General features: G+C 71.4%; 17 protein-coding genes and 1 pseudogene. 10 read left to right on the top strand and 8 right to left on the bottom strand.

Going from position 1 to position 18,395, the window contains the following annotated elements; translation table 11 throughout:
* The first annotated feature begins 41 nt into the window (after window positions 1–41).
* Together cobT and VZF99_RS05775 are read left to right on the top strand one after the other, a co-directional pair.
* The gene (gene cobT / locus VZF99_RS05780; RefSeq protein WP_407335873.1) at window positions 42–1,784 is read left to right on the top strand and encodes a nicotinate-nucleotide--dimethylbenzimidazole phosphoribosyltransferase; all 1,743 of its coding nucleotides are present in this window, start codon (window positions 42–44) and stop codon (window positions 1,782–1,784) included.
* 6 nt (window positions 1,785–1,790) lie between these two features.
* A complete protein-coding gene (locus tag VZF99_RS05775; protein ID WP_120285787.1) occupies window positions 1,791–2,567 on the top strand; it encodes an adenosylcobinamide-GDP ribazoletransferase in 777 nt (258 codons plus the stop codon).
* Window positions 2,568–2,578: 11 nt separating this feature from the next.
* Here VZF99_RS05775 and VZF99_RS05770 read toward each other — a convergent pair whose 3' ends face one another.
* Both VZF99_RS05770 and gcvT read right to left on the bottom strand, forming a co-directional pair.
* Window positions 2,579–3,670, bottom strand: coding sequence for a branched-chain amino acid aminotransferase (locus VZF99_RS05770; RefSeq protein ID WP_096905672.1), 1,092 nt, complete (start codon window positions 3,668–3,670; stop codon window positions 2,579–2,581).
* Window positions 3,671–3,702: 32 nt separating this feature from the next.
* Window positions 3,703–4,815, bottom strand: a complete 1,113-nt coding sequence (gene gcvT / locus VZF99_RS05765; protein ID WP_061229909.1) for a glycine cleavage system aminomethyltransferase GcvT — start codon at window positions 4,813–4,815, stop codon at window positions 3,703–3,705.
* A 142-nt stretch (window positions 4,816–4,957) separates the two neighbouring features.
* Between gcvT and VZF99_RS05760 the strand changes: the two genes are divergently transcribed.
* A complete protein-coding gene (locus VZF99_RS05760) occupies window positions 4,958–6,469 on the top strand; it encodes a leucyl aminopeptidase (protein ID WP_407335872.1) in 1,512 nt (503 codons plus the stop codon).
* 29 nt (window positions 6,470–6,498) lie between these two features.
* Here the strand turns inward: VZF99_RS05760 and VZF99_RS05755 are convergent, their stop codons facing one another.
* Entirely contained in the window at window positions 6,499–6,864 is a 366-nt protein-coding gene (locus VZF99_RS05755) for an oxidoreductase (protein ID WP_407335871.1), read from the bottom strand.
* A gap of 323 nt (window positions 6,865–7,187) precedes the next feature.
* Here VZF99_RS05755 and sucB point away from each other — a divergent pair, with 323 nt between their 5' ends.
* The 4 genes from sucB (at window position 7,188) to VZF99_RS05735 (ending at window position 12,173) form a co-directional block, all read left to right on the top strand.
* Window positions 7,188–9,518 (top strand): 2-oxoglutarate dehydrogenase, E2 component, dihydrolipoamide succinyltransferase, encoded by a 2,331-nt coding sequence (gene sucB / locus VZF99_RS05750; protein WP_407335870.1) that lies wholly within the window; start codon window positions 7,188–7,190, stop codon window positions 9,516–9,518.
* A 101-nt stretch (window positions 9,519–9,619) separates the two neighbouring features.
* Window positions 9,620–10,297 (top strand): lipoyl(octanoyl) transferase LipB, encoded by a 678-nt coding sequence (lipB, locus tag VZF99_RS05745; protein WP_067714178.1) that lies wholly within the window; start codon window positions 9,620–9,622, stop codon window positions 10,295–10,297.
* Window positions 10,298–10,318: 21 nt separating this feature from the next.
* Window positions 10,319–11,335: a lipoyl synthase gene (lipA, locus tag VZF99_RS05740; RefSeq protein ID WP_407335869.1), complete on the top strand. Its 1,017-nt coding sequence runs from the start codon at window positions 10,319–10,321 to the stop codon at window positions 11,333–11,335.
* 82 nt (window positions 11,336–11,417) lie between these two features.
* Window positions 11,418–12,173 carry a DUF4191 domain-containing protein gene (locus tag VZF99_RS05735; RefSeq protein ID WP_067714310.1) on the top strand — a complete coding sequence of 252 codons (756 nt, stop codon included), beginning with the start codon at window positions 11,418–11,420 and terminating at the stop codon, window positions 12,171–12,173.
* A gap of 91 nt (window positions 12,174–12,264) precedes the next feature.
* On the opposite strand, the gene VZF99_RS05730 is transcribed toward VZF99_RS05735, so the two are convergent.
* Window positions 12,265–12,750 carry an RDD family protein gene (locus VZF99_RS05730; RefSeq protein WP_185951736.1) on the bottom strand — a complete coding sequence of 162 codons (486 nt, stop codon included), beginning with the start codon at window positions 12,748–12,750 and terminating at the stop codon, window positions 12,265–12,267.
* Window positions 12,751–12,969: 219 nt separating this feature from the next.
* Between VZF99_RS05730 and glnA the strand changes: the two genes are divergently transcribed.
* Window positions 12,970–14,403: a type I glutamate--ammonia ligase gene (gene glnA / locus VZF99_RS05725; protein WP_096905677.1), complete on the top strand. Its 1,434-nt coding sequence runs from the start codon at window positions 12,970–12,972 to the stop codon at window positions 14,401–14,403.
* A gap of 117 nt (window positions 14,404–14,520) precedes the next feature.
* Here glnA and VZF99_RS05720 read toward each other — a convergent pair whose 3' ends face one another.
* Window positions 14,521–14,925: a hypothetical protein gene (locus VZF99_RS05720; RefSeq protein WP_096905678.1), complete on the bottom strand. Its 405-nt coding sequence runs from the start codon at window positions 14,923–14,925 to the stop codon at window positions 14,521–14,523.
* A 189-nt stretch (window positions 14,926–15,114) separates the two neighbouring features.
* Here VZF99_RS05720 and VZF99_RS05715 point away from each other — a divergent pair, with 189 nt between their 5' ends.
* Window positions 15,115–15,531, top strand: coding sequence for a hypothetical protein (locus VZF99_RS05715; protein WP_120285781.1), 417 nt, complete (start codon window positions 15,115–15,117; stop codon window positions 15,529–15,531).
* Window positions 15,532–15,576: 45 nt separating this feature from the next.
* Window positions 15,577–16,386, top strand: a complete 810-nt coding sequence (locus VZF99_RS05710) for a DUF1206 domain-containing protein (protein WP_069389422.1) — start codon at window positions 15,577–15,579, stop codon at window positions 16,384–16,386.
* A gap of 46 nt (window positions 16,387–16,432) precedes the next feature.
* Here VZF99_RS05710 and VZF99_RS05705 read toward each other — a convergent pair whose 3' ends face one another.
* The 3 genes and pseudogenes from VZF99_RS05705 to VZF99_RS05695 form a co-directional block, all read right to left on the bottom strand.
* Window positions 16,433–16,981: a DUF732 domain-containing protein gene (locus tag VZF99_RS05705; RefSeq protein WP_096907281.1), complete on the bottom strand. Its 549-nt coding sequence runs from the start codon at window positions 16,979–16,981 to the stop codon at window positions 16,433–16,435.
* Window positions 16,982–16,996: 15 nt separating this feature from the next.
* A pseudogene (locus tag VZF99_RS05700) lies at window positions 16,997–17,664 on the bottom strand (endonuclease/exonuclease/phosphatase family protein).
* Window positions 17,665–17,957: 293 nt separating this feature from the next.
* The gene (locus tag VZF99_RS05695; protein WP_241504659.1) at window positions 17,958–18,329 is read right to left on the bottom strand and encodes a hypothetical protein; all 372 of its coding nucleotides are present in this window, start codon (window positions 18,327–18,329) and stop codon (window positions 17,958–17,960) included.
* Window positions 18,330–18,395 lie beyond the last annotated feature (66 nt).

The following is an 18,395-nucleotide window of genomic DNA, read 5'->3' as shown; positions in this document are numbered from 1 at the left end:
CCCGTCCAGAGCCACTGATCCCCGGAAGGGCCTGACCCCCCATGCGCCTGCTCGTCCTCGGTGGTATCCGCTCGGGCAAGTCCGCCCACGCCGAGTCGGTGGCCGCGGCCACCGACGACGACGTCGTGTACGTCGCCACGGCCCGGCGCGACCCCGGGGACGACGAGATGGCCGCGCGGATCGAGACACACCGCGAGCGCCGGCCCACCCGGTGGGTGACCGAGGAGACGGAGGACATCGTCCGGGTCCTCGCCGACCACCCGACATCGACGGTCCTCGTGGACGACCTCGGAGGCTGGTTGACGCGTCGGATGGACGCCACACTCGGGTGGACCGACGGGGGTGCCGCGGTCGCGGCGGACCTGGACGCCCTCGTCACCGCTGTCGCCGAGCACTCCGGCACCCTCGTCCTCGTCTCGCCCGAGGTCGGTCTGGGAGTCGTGCCGGACACGCTCTCCGGTCGGGTGTTCGCCGATGTGATCGGTTCGCTCAACCGGCGGCTGGCCGGGGTGTGCGACTCGGCGGTCCTCGTCGTCGCCGGTCGCCCCCTCCCCCTCGAGGCCGTGCCCCCGACCGCCGGTGGCGCCACTCGCACCCCGGACGCCCGGACGGGGGCGGCCGCCGTGGCCACCGGTACGACGGTGGCCGCCGCCGGCGCGCCCGAGGCCGAGGCCGCGCCCCGGGACCTCGATACCGTCCCCCACGACTTCCCCGGCCTGGGCGACGTGTCGTACTACGACGACCCCGTCGCCTTCCCCCCGGTTCACCCGCCGTCCCACTCCGTCGCCGAGGAGGCCCGCGCCCGGCATCTCACGTTGACCAAGCCCGCGACGTCCCTCGGTCGGCTCGAGGAGCTGAGCGTGTGGGTCTCCTCGTGCCAGGAGGCGTGCCCGCCCCGCCCGCTCGACCGCGCCAGGGTGGTGGTGTTCGCCGGTGACCACGGCGTCGCCGAACACGGGGTGTCCGCGTTCCCGCGCGAGGTCACGCTGCAGATGGCCGACAACATCGTCGGCGGCGGCGCGGCGGTGTCCGTCCTCGCCCGCATGGCCGGCGCCACGGTCCGGGTGGCCGACATGGCGATGTCGGCCGAGCGTCCCGGAGGGCTCGACGACCACAAGATCCGCCGCTCCAGCGGGTCGATCGACAGGGAGGACGCCCTGACCCCCGAGGAGGTGCGGGCCGCGATCGCCGCCGGTCGTCGCATCGCCGACGAGGAGGTCGACTCCGGGGCGGACCTGCTCATCGCGGGCGACCTGGGCATCGGCAACACCACGCCGGCCACCGTGCTGACGTGCCTCGTCACCGGTCGCGAGCCGGTCGAGTTGGTCGGCCGCGGAACCGGGATCGACGACGAGGGCTGGATGCGCAAGACCGCCGCGATCCGGGACGCCATGTTCCGGGCGTCCGGCGACCTGCGGGACCCCGTGGCGATGTTGCGCAAGGTCTCCGGTGCGGACCTCGCCGCGATGGCCGGGTTCCTGGCCCAGGCCGCAATTCGTAGGACGCCGTGCCTTCTCGACGGGTCCGTGGTCACGTCCGCGGCGCTCATGGCCGAGGCGATGGCACCCGGTTCCCGCCAGTGGTGGGCGGCCGGCCACCGCAGCGCCGAGCCCGCCCACACCGCCGCGCTGACCTACCTGTCCCTCGAGCCGATCCTCGAACACTCGATGCGTCTGGGCGAGGGCAGCGGAGCCGTCGCCGCGCTTCCCGTCGTCCACAACGCGGTCGCGATCCTCACGCAGATGGCGACCTTCGCCGGCGCCGGGGTCACCGGCAAGGACTGACGAGCCGTGCTCGCCGCGGTCCGACTCGCGTTGTCGTGGATGACGGTGCTGCCCGTGGGGCGACCGGGTGTCCCCGACTCCGCGGCGGCCGGCCGGGCGATGACGGCGATGCCCGTCGTCGGCCTGGTGTGCGGCGTCGTCGCGACCGCACTGGCCCACGGTGTGCACGCGATGGGGGCCGGCGCGCTGCTGTCCGGGGTGATCGGGGTGGCGGCCGTTCTGGCCCTCACCCGCGGGATGCACGTGGACGCGCTGGCCGACACCGCGGACGGACTCGGGTCGTACGCCGGCCCGGATCGCGCACTGGAGATCATGCGGTCCGGGTCCGTCGGGCCGATGGGGGCCGCCGTCCTGGTGTTGGTTCTGCTCGCCGAGGTGGCAGCGTTGGGCACCCTGGTCGACTCGGGGGCCTGGCTCGCCCCGGTCGCCGCCGTCGTCCTCTCGCGGTGCCTACCGGCCGTCCTGCTGCGCCGGGGCGTCCCCGCGGCGTCGCCGACCGGCTTCGGCGCGCTCGTCGCCGGCTCCCAGTCCCGCGTCGCCGTGGTGGTGACCGGACTGGTGTGTGCGGCCGCGGGCGCCGCGCTGGCGGGGTCAGGGTGGTCCGCCGCCACGTGGTGGGCCCCCGCGGCCGGCGCCGTGGCGGGCGTCGCCGCCTACGGCGCCGCGGCGGGCTTCGGCCGACACGCGGTCCGCCGGTTCGGCGGGATCAGCGGGGACGTCCTCGGAGCGGTGATCGAGACGGGCACCGCCGCCGCGCTGGTGGCGGCGGTGCTCCTGCTCTGACGGGGCGCGGCTCAGACCAGCGTCGTCATCCAGCCGAACGGGTCCTCCACGGACCCGCGCTGGATACCGGTGAGCGTCTCGCGCAGCCGCATGGTGATCGCCCCCGGCCCGCCGTCACCCACCGTGTAGCCGCCGCCGGAGTGCTGCACGGACCCGACGGGGGTGATGACGGCGGCGGTGCCACACGCGAACACCTCGGTGATCTCGCCGGAGGCCACGCCCGACTCCCACTCGTCCACCGAGACCTTGCGCTCGGTCACGGGGTAGCCGAGGTGGCGGGACAACTGCAGGAGACTGTCGCGGGTGACGCCCGGCAGCAACGAGCCGGACAGTTCGGGGGTCACGATCTCGGCGGAGTCGCCGGAGCCGAGGACGAAGAACAGGTTCATCCCGCCCATCTCCTCCACGTACTTCCGCTCGATCGCGTCGAGCCAGACCACCTGGTCGCATCCCTTGGCCGCGGCCTGCTCCTGGGCGCGCAGCGAGGCGGCGTAGTTGCCGCCGAACTTGGCGGCGCCGGTGCCGCCGGGGCTGGCGCGCACGTACTCGGTGCTCAGCCAGACGCTCACGGGGGCCACGCCGCGGGAGAAGTACGCGCCGGCCGGGGAAGCGATCACCGAGTAGAGGTATTCGTCGGCCGGCCGCACGCCGAGCCCGGTCTCGGTGGCGATCATGAAGGGCCGCAGGTAGAGCGCCTCCTCACCGCCGGCGGCGGGCACCCAGTCGCGGTCGATCGCCACGATCTGCCGCAACGACTCCATGAACAGCTCTTCGGGCAGCTGCGGCATGGCGAGGCGCTCCGCGGAGCGGTTGAAGCGGGCGGCGTTCTGCTCGGGTCGGAACGAGGCGATGGAGTCGTCGGCCTGCCGGTAGGCCTTGAGGCCCTCGAAGATCGTCTGCGCGTAGTGCAGGACCACGGCGGACGGGTCGATGGACAGGGGGGCGTACGCCTCCACGACCGGGGTGCCCCACTGCCCGTTCGAGTACGGGAGGGTGACCATGTGGTCGGTGAAGTGCTTGCCGAAGCCGGGGGCGGCGAGGATGGCCTCGCGCTCGGCGGTCGATCTCGGCGAGGCGGACGGACGGACGTCGAACTCGGACATTGCGGGTCTCGTTCCTGGAGGAAGGGGGCGGGTCAGCGGGTGCGGATCTCGATGAGCGGGGGTACCGCGAGGCGGCACGGTACCTCTCGTCCGCGTACGTCGACGACGACCTCGTCGCCCTTCTTCAGACCCGCGTCCAGCTCGATGAACGCGAGCGCGATCCCCGTCTTGAGGGTCGGTGAGAACGTGCCGGAGCTGGTGACGCCCACGTCGCGTCCACCGGCGCGCACGGTCTGTCCGGCGCGCGGGATCCCGCGTCCGGTGACCTCGAGCGCGTACATCCGGCGGGCGGGGCCGGCCTCCTTCTGACGCAGCAGTTCCTCGCGCCCCCAGAAGGCGGGCTTGTCCCAGCCGATGGCCCAGGCGCAGCGTGCCTCGAGCGGGCTGAGGTCCACGGACAGTTCGTTGCCGTGCAGCGGGTAGCCGGCCTCCGTGCGCAGCGAATCGCGGGCACCGAGACCGCACAGGGCGCCCTCACGGGACAGCACCTGCTCGGCGAGCGCATCCCAGATCGGGCCGGCCTCGTCCCAGGCGGGCAGCACCTCGAATCCGTACTCGCCGGTGTACCCGGTACGGCAGACCCGCACGGAGTGTCCGTTCCAGCCGGCGTCGACGTACGCCATGTAGTCGAGGTCGGTCGGCAGCCCCACCGCCTCGAGCACCTCTCCGGCGAGCGGGCCCTGGACCGCGATCACGGCGCGGGAACGGTGTTCGTCGGTGACGGTGACCCCGGGCGCCCGCTCGGCCGCGGCGGCCTGCATCCGGCGGACCACCTCGGCGGTGTTGGCGGCGTTGGGGATGAGGAAGATCTCGGAGTCGGAGACCCGGTAGGCGATGAGGTCGTCCACCACTCCCCCGGACTCGTCGCAGCACAGCGTGTACTGGGCGCTGCCGGCGGCGATCCGGTCGAGGTCGTTGGTGAAGCACGAGTTGACGAACTCCGCGGCGCCCGGGCCGGTCACGAGCGCCTTGCCGAGGTGGCTGACGTCGAACAGTCCGACGGCGGTGCGGGTGGCGGTGTGTTCGGCGACGGTGCCGGCGTACTGCACCGGCATCGACCAGCCGCCGAACGGGGCGAAGGTCGCGCCGGCCTCCACGTGGCGGGAGTGCAGTGGTCCCTCGTGAAGGTCCCCTGTGTCTGTCATGTGGCCACTCCTCGCGCTCTATGGTCCGGCTGCCTGCCCACGTTAGTCGATAGACTATGGTGCCCTCGCCGTGGCGGTCCCGCCGCGTCGTCCGGGCATCACGACCCTTCCCGTACGTCCTGCCGACCCCCAGGAGCGCTTCATGCCGACCGCGCAGTCGATCCTCACCCACAGCCCGGATCTCGCCCCGATCGAGGCGGTCACGACGCCGGTGGACGCCGACGTCGTGGTGGTCGGTATCGCGGCCGATGCCGGGGCCGGAGAGGATGCGGCGCCCGTCGTCGTCGCCCCCGGCCTGGAGGGTGAGGTCACCGCGGCGCTCGCCGCGGTCGCGCGGTCGGTGGGCGCGTCCACCAAGGTCGCCTCCACCACCCGTGTCCCGGCGCCGGACGGTGTGTCGGCCGGGTCCGTGGTGCTGGTGGGGCTCGGATCCTCAGATGACGAGGTGTCCGACGAGTCCCTGCGCCGCGCGGCCGGCGCCGCCGCGCGCGCCTGCCGCGGACTCGGGACCGCCCTGGTGTTGCTGGACGCCGAGCGCGCGGAGCCGGTGGCCCTGGGAGCGGGACTGGGATCGTTCCGCCCGGCCAAGGTCACCTCCAAGAACGACGACGACGAGAACGGCGATTCGCTGAAGGTGTTCGTCACCGAGGGCGGCGCCGACGCCGTGATCCGCGCCGCCACCGTCGCCGAGTGTGTCGGGCTGGCGCGCGATCTGGTCAACACCCCGCCCAACCTGCTGTTCCCCGGATCGTTTGCCGACCGGGCCGCCGAACTGGCCCGCGACGCCGGTCTGGAGGTCGAGGTGCTGGACGAGGAGGCGCTCACCGAGGGCGGCTACGGCGGCATCCTCGCGGTGGGCGGCGGCTCGTCCCGCGGCCCGCGCATGGTGCGGCTCACCCACCGGGGCGCCGAGGGTCGACCCACCGTGGCCCTGGTGGGCAAGGGCATCACCTTCGACACCGGCGGCATCTCCATCAAGCCGGCCGCCGGCATGGAGCAGATGACCATGGACATGGGTGGCGCCGCGGCCGTCGTCGCCACCGTCATCCTCGCCGCGCGGCTGGGCTTGGATCTCACCGTGGTGGCGACCGTGCCCATGGCGGAGAACATGCCGTCGTCGACGGCGTACCGGCCCGGCGACGTGTTGACCATGTACGGGGGCACGACCGTCGAGGTGAAGAACACCGACGCCGAGGGGCGGCTCATCCTGGCCGACGCGATCGTCCGCGCCTGCGAGGACTCCCCGTCCCATCTCATCGACACCGCCACCCTCACCGGTGCGCAGATGGTGGCGCTGGGCAAGAAGACCCCGGGTGTCATGGGAACCGAGGACTTCCGCGACCGGGTGGCCGACCTCAGCCGGTCGGTCGGCGAGGGCGGCTGGCCGATGCCGCTGCCCGAGGAGTTGCGTGCCGGGTTGGATTCCGAGGTGGCCGACCTGACCCACGTCACCCCGCACCGGTGGGGCGGCATGCTCTCGGCCGGACTGTTCCTCTCCGAGTTCGTCGCGGACGGCGTCGAGTGGGCGCACATCGACGTGGCCGGCCCCGCCTACAACGACGGTGGCCCGGAGGGGTACCTGCCCAAGGGCGGAACCGGGGTGCCCGTGCGGACCATGCTCGCCGTCCTCGAGGACATCGCCGCCGGAGCCTGAGTCGGCCGCGGGCGGCGGGGTCAGCGCGGCTAGCCCCCCTCGGGCTCGCGCAGCCGGTCGCGGAGACGCTCGGACCGCTCGCGCCGCTCACGCTTGATGCGGACCTCCTCGTAGTCGCGCATCCGTTGGGGGTAGCCCTGGACGGCGGCGTCGAACAGGGGCAGCTTCAACTGCGCGGCGAGTTTGCGCGCGGTGGCCACGTCGCCGACCGGCCTGCGGGTCCATTCGCCGTCGAAGGCCACCAGGCACAGGCCGGGGACCGAGACGAGGGTTTCCGGCTCCAGATACGCCTCCACGCCCACGCGGGTGCGGCACCACCGGCGCAGGTGGTCGAGATCGGCCGGATCCGCCGGGACCCGAGGCCCACGACGCCCGAACAGGTCACGGATACCCACCGTCGGTCCTTCCGTCGGGCCCCCGTACGGGGTGAGGGCCGCCTATGGGACACGATCGTACCGACGCCCGACGCCCGTCACGCTGCGGGCGACCGGCGGGCGACCGGCGAATCGGGCACCGGCCGGGGTCGGGATCGGCACGTCCGCCGACGCCGAGAGGTGGCAGAGGGCACAATGGACGACGATCCTGGGTGGGGGCGCCACCGCGCATCCGGCCCCGGATCGACACGACGAACAGATAACTCACACCCACGACGCCGCTCACGCGGGCGCGGACCGCGCTTGCTGGCAGCGAATGAGAACTCTTGAGGAGTCACGACACCATGGCCTTCTCCGTACAGATGCCGGCTCTCGGTGAATCCGTCAGCGAGGGCACGGTAACCCGCTGGCTCAAGAAGGAGGGGGACACGGTCGAGGTCGACGAGCCGTTGCTCGAGGTCTCCACCGACAAGGTCGACACCGAGATCCCGTCGCCCGCCGCCGGCACGCTGAAGAAGATCGTCGCCGATGAGGACGAGACGGTCGAGATCGGCGGGGAACTCGCCGTCATCGACGACGGCTCGGGCGGGTCCGACGACTCGGACGAGTCCGACGACGACTCCGGCTCCGGCTCCGGCTCCGCCGATGAGGCCGACGACTCTGACGACGAGGCCGACCAGGCCGACGATTCCGCGGATGACGGGCCCGCCGAGGAGTCCGCCCCGGCCAAGAAGTCCTCCGGAGGCGGGGGCGGCGGCAAGGGCACCGACGTCGTCATGCCCGAACTCGGCGAGTCCGTCACCGAGGGCACCATCACCAAGTGGCTCAAGTCCGTCGGCGACACCGTCGAGGTCGACGAGCCCCTGCTCGAGGTCTCCACCGACAAGGTCGACACCGAGATCCCCTCCCCCGTCGCCGGCACCCTGCAGAAGATCGTGGCCGAGGAGGACGAGACCGTCGACGTCGGCGCCACCCTCGCCGTCATCGGCAACGCCGACGCCGGAAGCGACTCCGACGACGACTCCGGCTCTGACTCCGCCGATGAGGCCGACGACTCTGACGATCAGGCCGACGAGGCCGACGAGTCGGATGCCGCGGACAAGTCCGCGGACGACGAGCCCGCCGAGGAGCCCGCCCCGGCCAAGAAGTCCTCCGGAGGCGGGGGCGGCGGCAAGGGCACCGACGTCGTCATGCCCGAACTCGGCGAGTCCGTCACCGAGGGCACCATCACCAAGTGGCTCAAGTCCGTCGGCGACACCGTCGAGGTCGACGAGCCCCTGCTCGAGGTCTCCACCGACAAGGTCGACACCGAGATCCCCTCCCCCGTCGCCGGCACCCTGCAGAAGATCGTGGCCGAGGAGGACGAGACCGTCGACGTCGGCGCCACCCTCGCCGTCATCGGCAACGCCGACGCCGGAAGCGACTCCGACGACGACTCCGGCGATTCCGGCTCTGACTCGGACGAACAGTCGGCCGAGGAGCAGAACGCCACCGACGCCAAGGACGAGGGCGTGGACGCCTCCGACGAGGACGAGGTCCCCGAGGACACCCCCGAGACCGAGAAGAAGGCCGCTGCCAAGGCGGAGGCCGAGTCCGGGTCCACGTCCGAGAAGAAGGCCGAGAAGAAGAGCGAGAAGAAGACAGAGAAGCCGCGCGGGTCGGAGAAGTCAGACGGCGCGTCCTCCGGCGACCTGCCCGAGCGGGCCGAGCCCGCGGCGGCCGCCAAGGCCGGGAGCTCGCCGTACGTCACCCCGCTCGTGCGCAAGCTCGCGCAGGAGCACGGCGTCGACCTGGACTCGGTCAAGGGCACCGGCATCGGCGGCCGGATCCGTAAGCAGGACGTCCTCGCGGCGGCCGAGGGCTCGGGTTCCGACTCCGGTTCCGAGGCCCCGGCCGAGGAGAAGGCGCCCAGCGGCGGCCCGTCGAAGGCCGGCGTCCGGCCCGAGCTCGCGGAGCTGCGCGGCACCACCAAGAAGGCCAACCGGATCCGCAAGATCACGGCGCAGAAGACCCGTGAGTCGCTGCAACAGACCGCTCAGCTCACGCAGGTCTTCGAGGTGGACATGACCCGGGTGGCGCAGCTGCGCTCGCAGGTCAAGGAGCAGTTCGCCGACAAGCACGGCGCCAAGCTCTCGTACCTGCCGTTCTACGCCAAGGCGGTCGTCGAGGCCCTGGTGTCGCATCCGAACGTCAACGCGTCGTACGACGAGCAGACCAACGAGATCACCTACCACGGGTCGGTGAACCTCGGGATCGCCGTGGACACCGAGGCGGGGCTGCTCTCCCCGGTCATCCAGAACGCGCAGGACCTGGACATCCCGGGGCTGGCCAAGGCGATCATCGACCTGGCCGAGCGGGCGCGGGCGTCCAAGCTCACGCCGGACGACCTCCAGGGCGGCACGTTCACCATCACCAACATCGGCAGCGAGGGGGCCCTGTTCGACACCCCGATCCTCGTCCCGCCGCAGGCGGCGATGCTCGGCACCGGCGCGATCGTGCGGCGGCCCGTGGTGGATGCCGACGCCGACGGCGAGTCGATCGCCATCCGGTCGATGGGCTTCATGCCGCTGACCTACGATCACCGCCTGATCGACGGCGCCGACGCCGGCCGCTTCCTCACCACGGTGAAGGACCGGTTGGAGAAGGCCGAGTTCGACGGTGACCTCGACCTGTGAAGCCGGCTGATCGGTAGGTTCCGCTGAACCCGGCGACGGGCGTCCTCCTTCACGGAGGGCGCCCGTCGTCGTCGTCACACCCCTCGGCCTACCCTGGGGACATGTCGCACACCGGTCAGTCCCTCCGCCGTGACCCGGCGCCCCCGGAGATCCGTCGGCTCGGCACCGTCGAGTACAGCCCCACCTGGGAGCTCCAACGCGCCCTCGCCGAGGAGCGCGCCGACGGGCAGCGGGGCGACACGATCCTCCTCCTGGAGCACCCCGCCACCTACACCGCCGGCAAACGCACGGAGCCGTCCGACCGTCCCACCGACGGCACCCCGGTCGTCGACGTGGACCGCGGCGGCCGGATCACCTGGCACGGACCCGGCCAACTGGTGGGGTACCCGATCGTCGCGCTGACCGACCCCATCGACGTGGTCGAGTACGTCCGTCGTGTCGAGCAGGCCCTCATCTCCACCTGCGCGCGACTCGGCGTGGAGGCCGGGCGCGTCGACGGGCGCTCCGGGGTGTGGTGTGCGGCCTCGGACGGCAGGCCCGAGCGCAAGATCGCGGCCATCGGGATCCGTGTCCAGCGGGGCGTGACGATGCACGGGTTCTCCCTCAACTGCGACTGCGATCTGACCGCGTTCTCGCGGATCGTCCCCTGCGGGATCGTCGACGCCGGGGTCACCTCGCTCAGCGCCGAACTCGGTCGCGTGGTGCCGGTGTCGGAGGTTCTGGACCAGGTCACCTCCGACATGGTGGAGGCGCTGGACGGCCGACTGCCCGTGGCGTGATTCGCGCGTAGGCTTGCGGCCGTGACTGTGACTCCTGAAGGCCGCAAGCTCCTCCGTATCGAGGCCCGCAACGCCGAGACGCCGATCGAGCGCAAGCCGTCGTGGATCCGTACGAGGGCCACCATGGGTCCCGAGTACAAGGAACTCAAGACGCTGGTCAAGACCGGCGGCCTGCACACGGTGTGCGAGGAGGCCGGCTGCCCCAACATCTACGAGTGTTGGGAGGACCGGGAGGCCACGTTCCTCATCGGCGGCGAGCAGTGCACCCGCCGCTGCGACTTCTGCCAGATCGACACCGGCAAACCCAGCGCCCTCGATCGTGACGAGCCGCGGCGCGTGGCCGAGTCCGTGCGCGAGATGGGTCTGCGCTACTCCACCATCACGGGCGTCGCGCGCGACGACCTGGAGGACGGCGGGGCCTGGCTCTACGCGGAGACCGTCCGCAAGATCCACGAGCTCAACCCCAACACGGGGGTCGAAAACCTCATCCCCGATTTCAACGGGGACCCGGACCAGCTGGCCGAGGTGTTCGAGTCGCGTCCCGAGGTGCTGGCGCACAACCTCGAGACCGTGCCGCGGATCTTCAAGCGGATCCGCCCGGCGTTCCGGTTCGACCGCTCCCTCGACGTGATCCGCGCCGCGCGCGACTTCGGCCTCGTCACCAAGTCCAACCTCATCCTGGGGATGGGCGAGACCACCGACGAGATCGTCGAGGCGATGCGCGACCTGCACTCCGCCGGCTGCGACATCCTCACCATCACGCAGTACCTCCGGCCCAGCCCGCTGCACCACCCGATCGACCGCTGGGTCAAGCCCGAGGAGTTCGTCGAGCTGTCCGATCAGGCCCGTGAGATCGGTTTCGCCGGCGTCATGGCCGGACCGCTCGTCCGCTCGTCGTACCGAGCCGGCCGCCTCTACGTCCAGGCGCTGGAGCACCGCGGGCAGGCGGTTCCGCAGCACCTGCAGCAGCTGACGACAGGAGGTTCGGCGTCCCAGGAGGCCTCGAGCGTCCTGGACCGCGAGCGCGCCCGCGTCTGACCCGCCCACAGTCGGCCGGGGGGCACCCCTCGGGTCAGCCGCGGTTCCCGGACCGCGGTGGCGGGCACGTATCCTGATGACCATGGCGAAGAGCGAGCTCACCAAGGCGGACAAGAAGGCGGCCCGGGCCGCTCGGCGGCAGGCGGGCAAGGAACAGCGCGGCCAGATGTGGCAGGCGCTGAAGATCCAGTCCAAGCAGGACAAGCTCCTGTGGCCGCTGATGATCGGCGCGGTCGTCCTGTCGACGGTCGTGTTCTTCCTCCTCGGCATGCTGTGGGGCGGCGAGTGGTGGATGCTCCCCCTCGGTGTGCTCACCGGCCTCATGCTCGCGATGGTGATCTTCTCGCGCCGCGTGCAGAACACGGTGTACGGCAAGGCCGAGGGGCAGCCGGGCGCGGCCGCGTGGGCCCTGGACCAGTTGCGGTCCGGGTGGCGGGTCAACCAGGCCGTCGCCGCCACGACGAGTTTCGACGCGGTCCACCGCGTGGTCGGCCGGTGCGGGATCGTGATCGTGGGCGAGGGCGAGCCGCGCCGGCTCAAGCCGCTCATGGCACAGGAGAAGAAGAAGGTCGCCCGGGTCGTCGGCGACACCCCGATCTACGAGTTGATCGTCGGCGAGGAGCAGGACGCGACCCCCGAGCAGGTGCCACTGCGCAAGCTGAACCGCCGGCTCACCCGATACCCGATGAACATCAGCCGGGCGAAGGTCGACGCCCTCGACACCCGGCTCCGCGCGCTGAGCACCAAGACTGGCATTCAGAACCAGATGCCCAAGGGCCCGGTCCCCCAGGGCGCGAAGGTGCGCAACATCCAGCGCAGCGCCCGCCGCCGCGGCTGAGCCGTCCGCCGTCCGGCTGTCGCAGCCACCGGGCTCACGACGCCCGCCGCCCGTCCCGGGCGGCGGGCGTCGCCTCGTCAGCGGGTACGGATCAACGGGTACGGATCAGAGTGGTGCCGGTGGCGCGGTCGTGCATGCCGCGTCCGTCCTCGTCCTGGATGAGCGGGGGCAGCAGGAAGAAGATGAACACCACGCGCACCAGCGCACGGACGAAACCCACCCGCTCCTCGGCGTCGACCCGTGCCGTGCCGATGCCGACCAGCGCCTGCCCCGGCGTCTGGGCGAACAGCCACACGCAGACCACGCCGCTCACGCCCCACAGCAGCGGCACGGCCCAGCTGGAGACGGCGGAGAACGAGTCGCCGCCCAGAGTCTCCGGGCCGAGCAGCATCACGATGATCGCGACCAGCCCGTAGGCGAGGAACCAGTCCACCGCCAGCGCGCCGACACGCACGCCCAGCGGGGCGATCGAGCCTGCGCCGGACGCCGGGAGACCGAGATTCTCACCCTTGTACTTCTGCTCCGGCCCACTGCCGGAGGTGGGGCCGGACAACCATGATCCCGCAACGTCACGCATACTGCTCAGGGTAGCCGGGCGACCTGCCGATCCCCATGTCGGCGATCCCCCGCTTCGGGTGACTAAACTGACCCTATTGGGAGGGACCCACCCGGCCGGGGACGTAACACCAGCGAAACATTCGCTTGACGGCCGGGCAACACCTCGCCCATATCGTGAGGTCACCGCACGACGGGAGACACCGGTTTCCCGTCGCACTTCAGAGACGAGGAGCGAATCGTGGCATTCTCCACGCCGGACGAGGTCATCAAGTACGTCAAGGACGAGGGCGTCGAGTACGTCGACATCCGGTTCACCGACCTGCCGGGTAACGAGCAGCACTTCACGATCGCCGCAGCGGCGTTCGACGAGGACATGTTCGAGGACGGCCTGGCCTTCGACGGTTCCTCCATCCGGGGGTTCCAGTCGATCCACGAGTCCGACATGATGCTCCTGCCGGATGTCGCGACGGCCCGTCTCGACCCCTTCCGCAGGGCCAAGACGCTCAACATCAGCTGCTTCGTCCACGACCCCTTCACCCGTGAGGCCTACAGCCGCGACCCGCGCAACGTCGCCCGCAAGGCCGAGGAGTACCTGCTCTCCACCGGCATCGCCGACACGTGCTTCTTCGGGGCCGAGGCCGAGTTCTTCGTCTTCGACTCCGTCCGCTACGGCTCCGGGACGAATCACGGCTTCTACGAGGTCGATTCGAGCGCCGGCAACTGGAACACGGGCGCCGGCCAGGAGGCCGACGGCTCGCCCAACCTGGGCTACAAGGTCCGCGAGAAGGGCGGGTACTTCCCCGTCGCCCCGTACGATCACTTCGTCGACCTGCGCGACGAGATGTCCACCAACCTCACCAACGCCGGCTTCGAGCTCGAGCGTTTCCACCACGAGGTGGCCGGCGCCCAGCAGGAGATCAACTACAAGTTCAACACCCTGCTGCACGCTGCCGACGACGTCCAGCTGTTCAAGTACATCGTCAAGAACACCGCCTGGAAGAACGGCAAGTCGGCCACGTTCATGCCCAAGCCCCTCTTCGGCGACAACGGCTCGGGCATGCACGCCCACCAGTCGCTGTGGAAGGACGGCAAGCCGCTGTTCCACGACGAGTCCGGCTACGCGGGGCTGTCCGACATCGCCCGCTACTACATCGGCGGCATCCTGCACCACGCGCCGTCGCTGCTGGCGTTCACCAACCCCACCATCAACTCGTACCACCGGCTCGTCCCGGGCTACGAGGCCCCGATCAACCTCGTGTACTCGCAGCGAAACCGCTCGGCGTGTGTCCGGATCCCGATCACCGGCAACAACCCCAAGGCCAAGCGCATCGAGTTCCGTTGCCCCGACTCGTCCGGCAACCCGTACTTCGCGTTCGCCGCGATGATGATGGCCGGCATCGACGGTGTGAAGAACAAGATCGAGCCGATGGCCCCGGTCGACAAGGACCTCTACGAGCTCCCGCCGGAGGAGGCCGCCGACATCCCGCAGGCGCCCACCTCGCTGCCCGCCGTCATCGACCGCCTCGAGCAGGACCACGAGTACCTCACCGAGGGTGGCGTGTTCACCGAGGACCTCATCGAGAACTGGATCTCGTACAAGCGCGAGAAGGAGATCGCCCCGGTGAACCTCCGTCCGCACCCGCACGAGTTCGAGCTCTACTACGACTGCTGACCCTCATGCCCGCCCTGACCTGCCCCCGCGCAGGCCGGGGCGGGCATCGACCTCGGTCGTAGTGCCGGGCGCCGCCCGCGCGGTCATCACCTCGATGGCCGGGCGGGCGGCGCCTTTCTAGCTACTCGCGTGGCCGAAGGTCCACGCATCCACCGACGAGATCCGGACGCGCATGACCGGGATCGGAGCCTTCTCTCCCCTCTGCCAGGCGTCCGTGACGTGGATGAACGAGGCCACCCTGTCCTCCCCGTCCAGTGCCTCCTCGTACTTCGTGATGCCGATCTGCCGGAATGCACTGGCCTGGGCATCAGCCACCTGCTCGGACTTCTCATCACCCGTCAGCGCGTCGAAGGTGGCCGCCTGGATCCGCATGAACTCACCCTCGGTGGTGAGGTTCCCTTCCCAGGTGTTCCCGTTGATCACCAGGGTGATCGGGAAGTTCACGGGAGCCTGCTCGATGCCCTCTGCCATCTGGCGGAGCAGGTAGTCGAGGTCGGTTGCGCCTTCATTGCCGGTAGTCACAGCTCGAGTGTATCGGCGCCGGGCGGGCACACCGCCGGGACGCGGTCGTCCCGCACACCCCGCTACAGCTGCTGAGCCCCTCCGGAGCGCAAAAAACCTGAACCGCCCGGCCGTCCCGGCCGGTACGCCTACGGTGGTGGCAGGTAAACAGCCACTGCCGGGCAGGACGCCGGGAAGGAGCCGGACCACATGGACACCGACGCGTTCGACTTCCGGAGTTCCTCGCCCCGGGCCCGGCCGCTCAAGGTCGTCGCCGCAGCACTGGATCCCGGACACGACCCCGAGACCGACCGGCAGGGACAGGGGCAGGGCTATCCGGTCCTGCTCAAACTGTCGAGGGTGCTGGCCCCCGAGGAGGCGCGCCTGATCCTCGAGCGCAACCCCTTCCTCCACGCCGTGGCCGGTTCCCGGAAGCTCATCGCCATGGACACCTCGGTGGAGACGCTCCGTGAGCAGAAGGACCGACTCCAGCTCCTGCTCGCCGAGGTCGAGGCCGACGCCCTCGCCGAACAGGCGCGGATGCGGATGGAGGAGCACCGCGCGGCCGAACTGCGGCTGGCGGAACTGCGCCGTCGCAACGAGGTCCTCGGCGAGATCGAGTGGTGACACGGTTCGAGTGGTGAATCCGCGGCGACGTGGGAGAGTTCACCCATGAACTCCCCGATACGTTCTGCCACCGTCTCCGGCGCCGCGCGCTCCGCCGCCGACCATCCCGCGCTCGAGTGGCTGGCCCGCGCCGGATACGTCATGAACGGCGTGCTCCATCTGCTCATCGGCTGGATCGCCGTCAGGATCGCACTCGGGTCGGGCGGCGGCGAGGCGTCCAACTCGGGTGCGCTGGCGGAGATCGCGAGCGCACCGGGCGGTCAGGTCATGCTATGGGTCGGCGCCGTGGGCTTCCTCGCGCTGGGTCTGTGGCAGATCACCGAGCTGTTCCTCGGGTCCGAGGAGACCTCTGACCGGATCAAGGCCGCGGCCAAGGCGGCCGTGTACGTGGTCCTGGGACTGACCACCGCGCGGTTCGCCTCCGGGGGCGGGGGGTCCGACTCCGCGACCGCCTCCGGAGCCACGGCCGGGCTGCTCGGCTCCGGGGTGGGGAAGATGGCCCTGGTCGTCGCCGGGCTCGCCATCCTCGCGGTGGGCGGCTACCACGTCTACAAGGGGGCCACCACGAAGTTCGTCGAGGACCTCGAACGCACCGGGTCCGGGGAGGTCGGCCGGGCCATGATCATCACGGGCCGGGTGGGGTATGTCGCCAAGGGCATCGCCTTGGCGATCCTCGGGGGCCTGGTGATCGCGGCCGTCGTGACCGCGGATCCGGAGAAGGCGGGCGGGCTGGACGCCGCCCTGCGGGCGGTTGGCGAGCAACCCTTCGGTCAGGTGCTGCTGGTGCTCACCGGCGCGGGGATCGCCCTGTACGGCCTCTACTCGATCGGGCGGGCCCGGTACGGCCGGATGTGACCTGACCGAGAATTACCCAGCCGGGCGTGACCCGGCCCGGCGTGCCTCAGCCGAGCTTGGGGAAGTTCTCCGGGCAGTAGGTCCCCACCGCGGCGCCGAGGAAGAAGCCCTGGCCGTCCGCGTCGAGGCGGGCCCGCTCACCCAGCCATCCGGAGACCTCGTCCATCTGCTGCCCGCCGTCGAACCGGCCGCAGGCCTCGGTGGCCGTGGCGACCGGGTCCACGCCCTCGGGCAGGACGACACCCCGCCGCTCGAGCAGGGCGACGAAGTCCCCCGCACCCGGAGCCGGCGGGGCGGGCTCCGCGGGCGCGGGTTCCGGCTCGGGTCCGGGCGCGTCCTCGGGCGGAGGCAGTGGTTCGGGCTCCCCCGGCATCGGTTCGGGCGCCGGCGACTGCGGCGGAGGGGGCGCGACGGGACCGGTGGGCTTCTCCGGCCGCTCCTCGGCGAACGGCGACGACGAGGCGGCCGACGCGGCCGGGTCCGAGGACACCTCCGGGGCCTGACCGTCCACCGTCGCCCCGCCACACCCCGCGAGGAGGGCCACCGCCGCGGCCGAGGTGACGCCGCTGGCGATCAGGCGGATGCGTGAACTCATGGTGCGCATGCTAGGTCACCGAGCCCGCGGCGCGGGCAGAAGCACCGTCGCGACCACGCCGCGATGGTCCGTCCTGGCCACCTCCACGGTGTCCGTGTCCCCCACCGCGACCGCCCCGCGGGCCAGCACGTGGTCGATCCCGATGAGCGGCGGGATCCGTCGACCCGCCGGCCAGGTGGGTACCCAGCCGTCACTCCCGCCGGAGACCGAGTCGGTGTACCCGAGGCCCCGCAGGTCACGGAACCGCACGTGATCCCAGGTGGCGTTGAAATCCCCGCCCACCACCACCGGCGCGGGCCCGGGAAGGCTGCCGAGGACCAGCGCAGGCGATCGGCCTCCTCCACGGCGGCGGGGGCGTCGAACACCGGGGCCACCGGGTGCGCGGCCACCACCGTCACCGGGCCGCCCGGCCCCGCCATCTCGGTGCGTACCAGCCCGAGGCTGAAGCCCGGGACCCGCTCGGGCGGGGAGAGCGGGAACCGCGACCACACCGCGACCCCCTGCGTCGTGGGAGCGGTCGAGGCGGCCTCGTGCGGCAGCAGCCCCGTGAGACCCGCCGTGCGCAGCGCGTCCGCCGCCTCCGGGGTCGTCTCCACGGTCATGAGCAGATCGACCCCGCCGGTGCGGACGGCCCGGACCACGTCGTGTGGGGCGGCTCGGCCGAACTCGAGGTTCTGCACCATCACCCGCATCGGGATGCCCTCGTCGTCGTTGATCTGGCGTGGCGGTGCCACGAGGGGCCCGTACTGGACCACCCCGGCACCCACCAACACGACGGCGATGATCCCGAGCAGCACCGACCGCGCACGCAGTGCCGCGATCAGGGCCACCAGGGAGAACGCCCAGGCGGCGACCGCGAAGCTCGCCAGCACCGGCACGGCCGGGATCTCCGAGCGGGAGTGGTGTAGCGCCACACCCGCGCCGGCGACGAGCGCGGCGAGGACGGCGACGGCCCGGGCGACCGGGCGGTTAGGGCTCAACGCAGGAACTTGCGCAGGTCCCCCAGCGCGGCGATCACGCGGTCCAGGTCGTCGCCGTTACGCACCATCGAGCGCACCGTCTCGGCGACCGACGCCACGGTCGGTGAGGACGACGACGCAGCCCCGGGCGCGGCGGGACCTTCCACCGGTTGGCCCACCAGCGCGCCGGAGGCCGCACGGGCCGATCCTGCCCGGCGGCGGTCCGGGCCGAGGTCCACCTCGAAGCGGTCGCCCTTGTCGTCGGAACCGAGGCAGCGGACCCGCTCGTCGGCCGGCACCCCGGCGGCGCGGACGGCGTCGACGAACTCGTACAGCTCGCCGTAGGTCACGCCGTCGAGGGTGAGGGTGAGGTTCATGGTCACAGGCATGGACCCAGGTTATCGGCGTGGGAGCACCTGCCGCATCAGGGACGACCCTGGTCCCGGCCCTGGCCC

It is taken from the genome of Dietzia kunjamensis, assembly GCF_045689975.1.
GTDB classification, from domain to species: Bacteria; Actinomycetota; Actinomycetes; order Mycobacteriales; family Mycobacteriaceae; genus Dietzia; species Dietzia kunjamensis.
This window is presented reverse-complemented; position numbering and strand designations above follow the sequence as displayed.

Excerpts from the sequence above, each read along its gene's own strand:
- lipB (WP_067714178.1), top strand. The coding sequence starts at position 9,620 with ATGTCGCACACCGGTCAGTCCCTCCGCCGTGACCCGGCGCCCCCGGAG.
- gcvT (WP_061229909.1), bottom strand. The coding sequence starts at position 4,815 with ATGACAGACACAGGGGACCTTCACGAGGGACCACTGCACTCCCGCCAC.
- sucB (WP_407335870.1), top strand. The coding sequence starts at position 7,188 with ATGGCCTTCTCCGTACAGATGCCGGCTCTCGGTGAATCCGTCAGCGAG.
- VZF99_RS05695 (WP_241504659.1), bottom strand. The coding sequence starts at position 18,329 with ATGCCTGTGACCATGAACCTCACCCTCACCCTCGACGGCGTGACCTAC.
- VZF99_RS05770 (WP_096905672.1), bottom strand. The coding sequence starts at position 3,670 with ATGTCCGAGTTCGACGTCCGTCCGTCCGCCTCGCCGAGATCGACCGCC.
- VZF99_RS05735 (WP_067714310.1), top strand. The coding sequence starts at position 11,418 with ATGGCGAAGAGCGAGCTCACCAAGGCGGACAAGAAGGCGGCCCGGGCC.
- cobT (WP_407335873.1), top strand. The coding sequence starts at position 42 with ATGCGCCTGCTCGTCCTCGGTGGTATCCGCTCGGGCAAGTCCGCCCAC.
- VZF99_RS05710 (WP_069389422.1), top strand. The coding sequence starts at position 15,577 with ATGAACTCCCCGATACGTTCTGCCACCGTCTCCGGCGCCGCGCGCTCC.
- VZF99_RS05730 (WP_185951736.1), bottom strand. The coding sequence starts at position 12,750 with ATGCGTGACGTTGCGGGATCATGGTTGTCCGGCCCCACCTCCGGCAGT.
- VZF99_RS05760 (WP_407335872.1), top strand. The coding sequence starts at position 4,958 with ATGCCGACCGCGCAGTCGATCCTCACCCACAGCCCGGATCTCGCCCCG.
- VZF99_RS05705 (WP_096907281.1), bottom strand. The coding sequence starts at position 16,981 with ATGAGTTCACGCATCCGCCTGATCGCCAGCGGCGTCACCTCGGCCGCG.
- VZF99_RS05715 (WP_120285781.1), top strand. The coding sequence starts at position 15,115 with ATGGACACCGACGCGTTCGACTTCCGGAGTTCCTCGCCCCGGGCCCGG.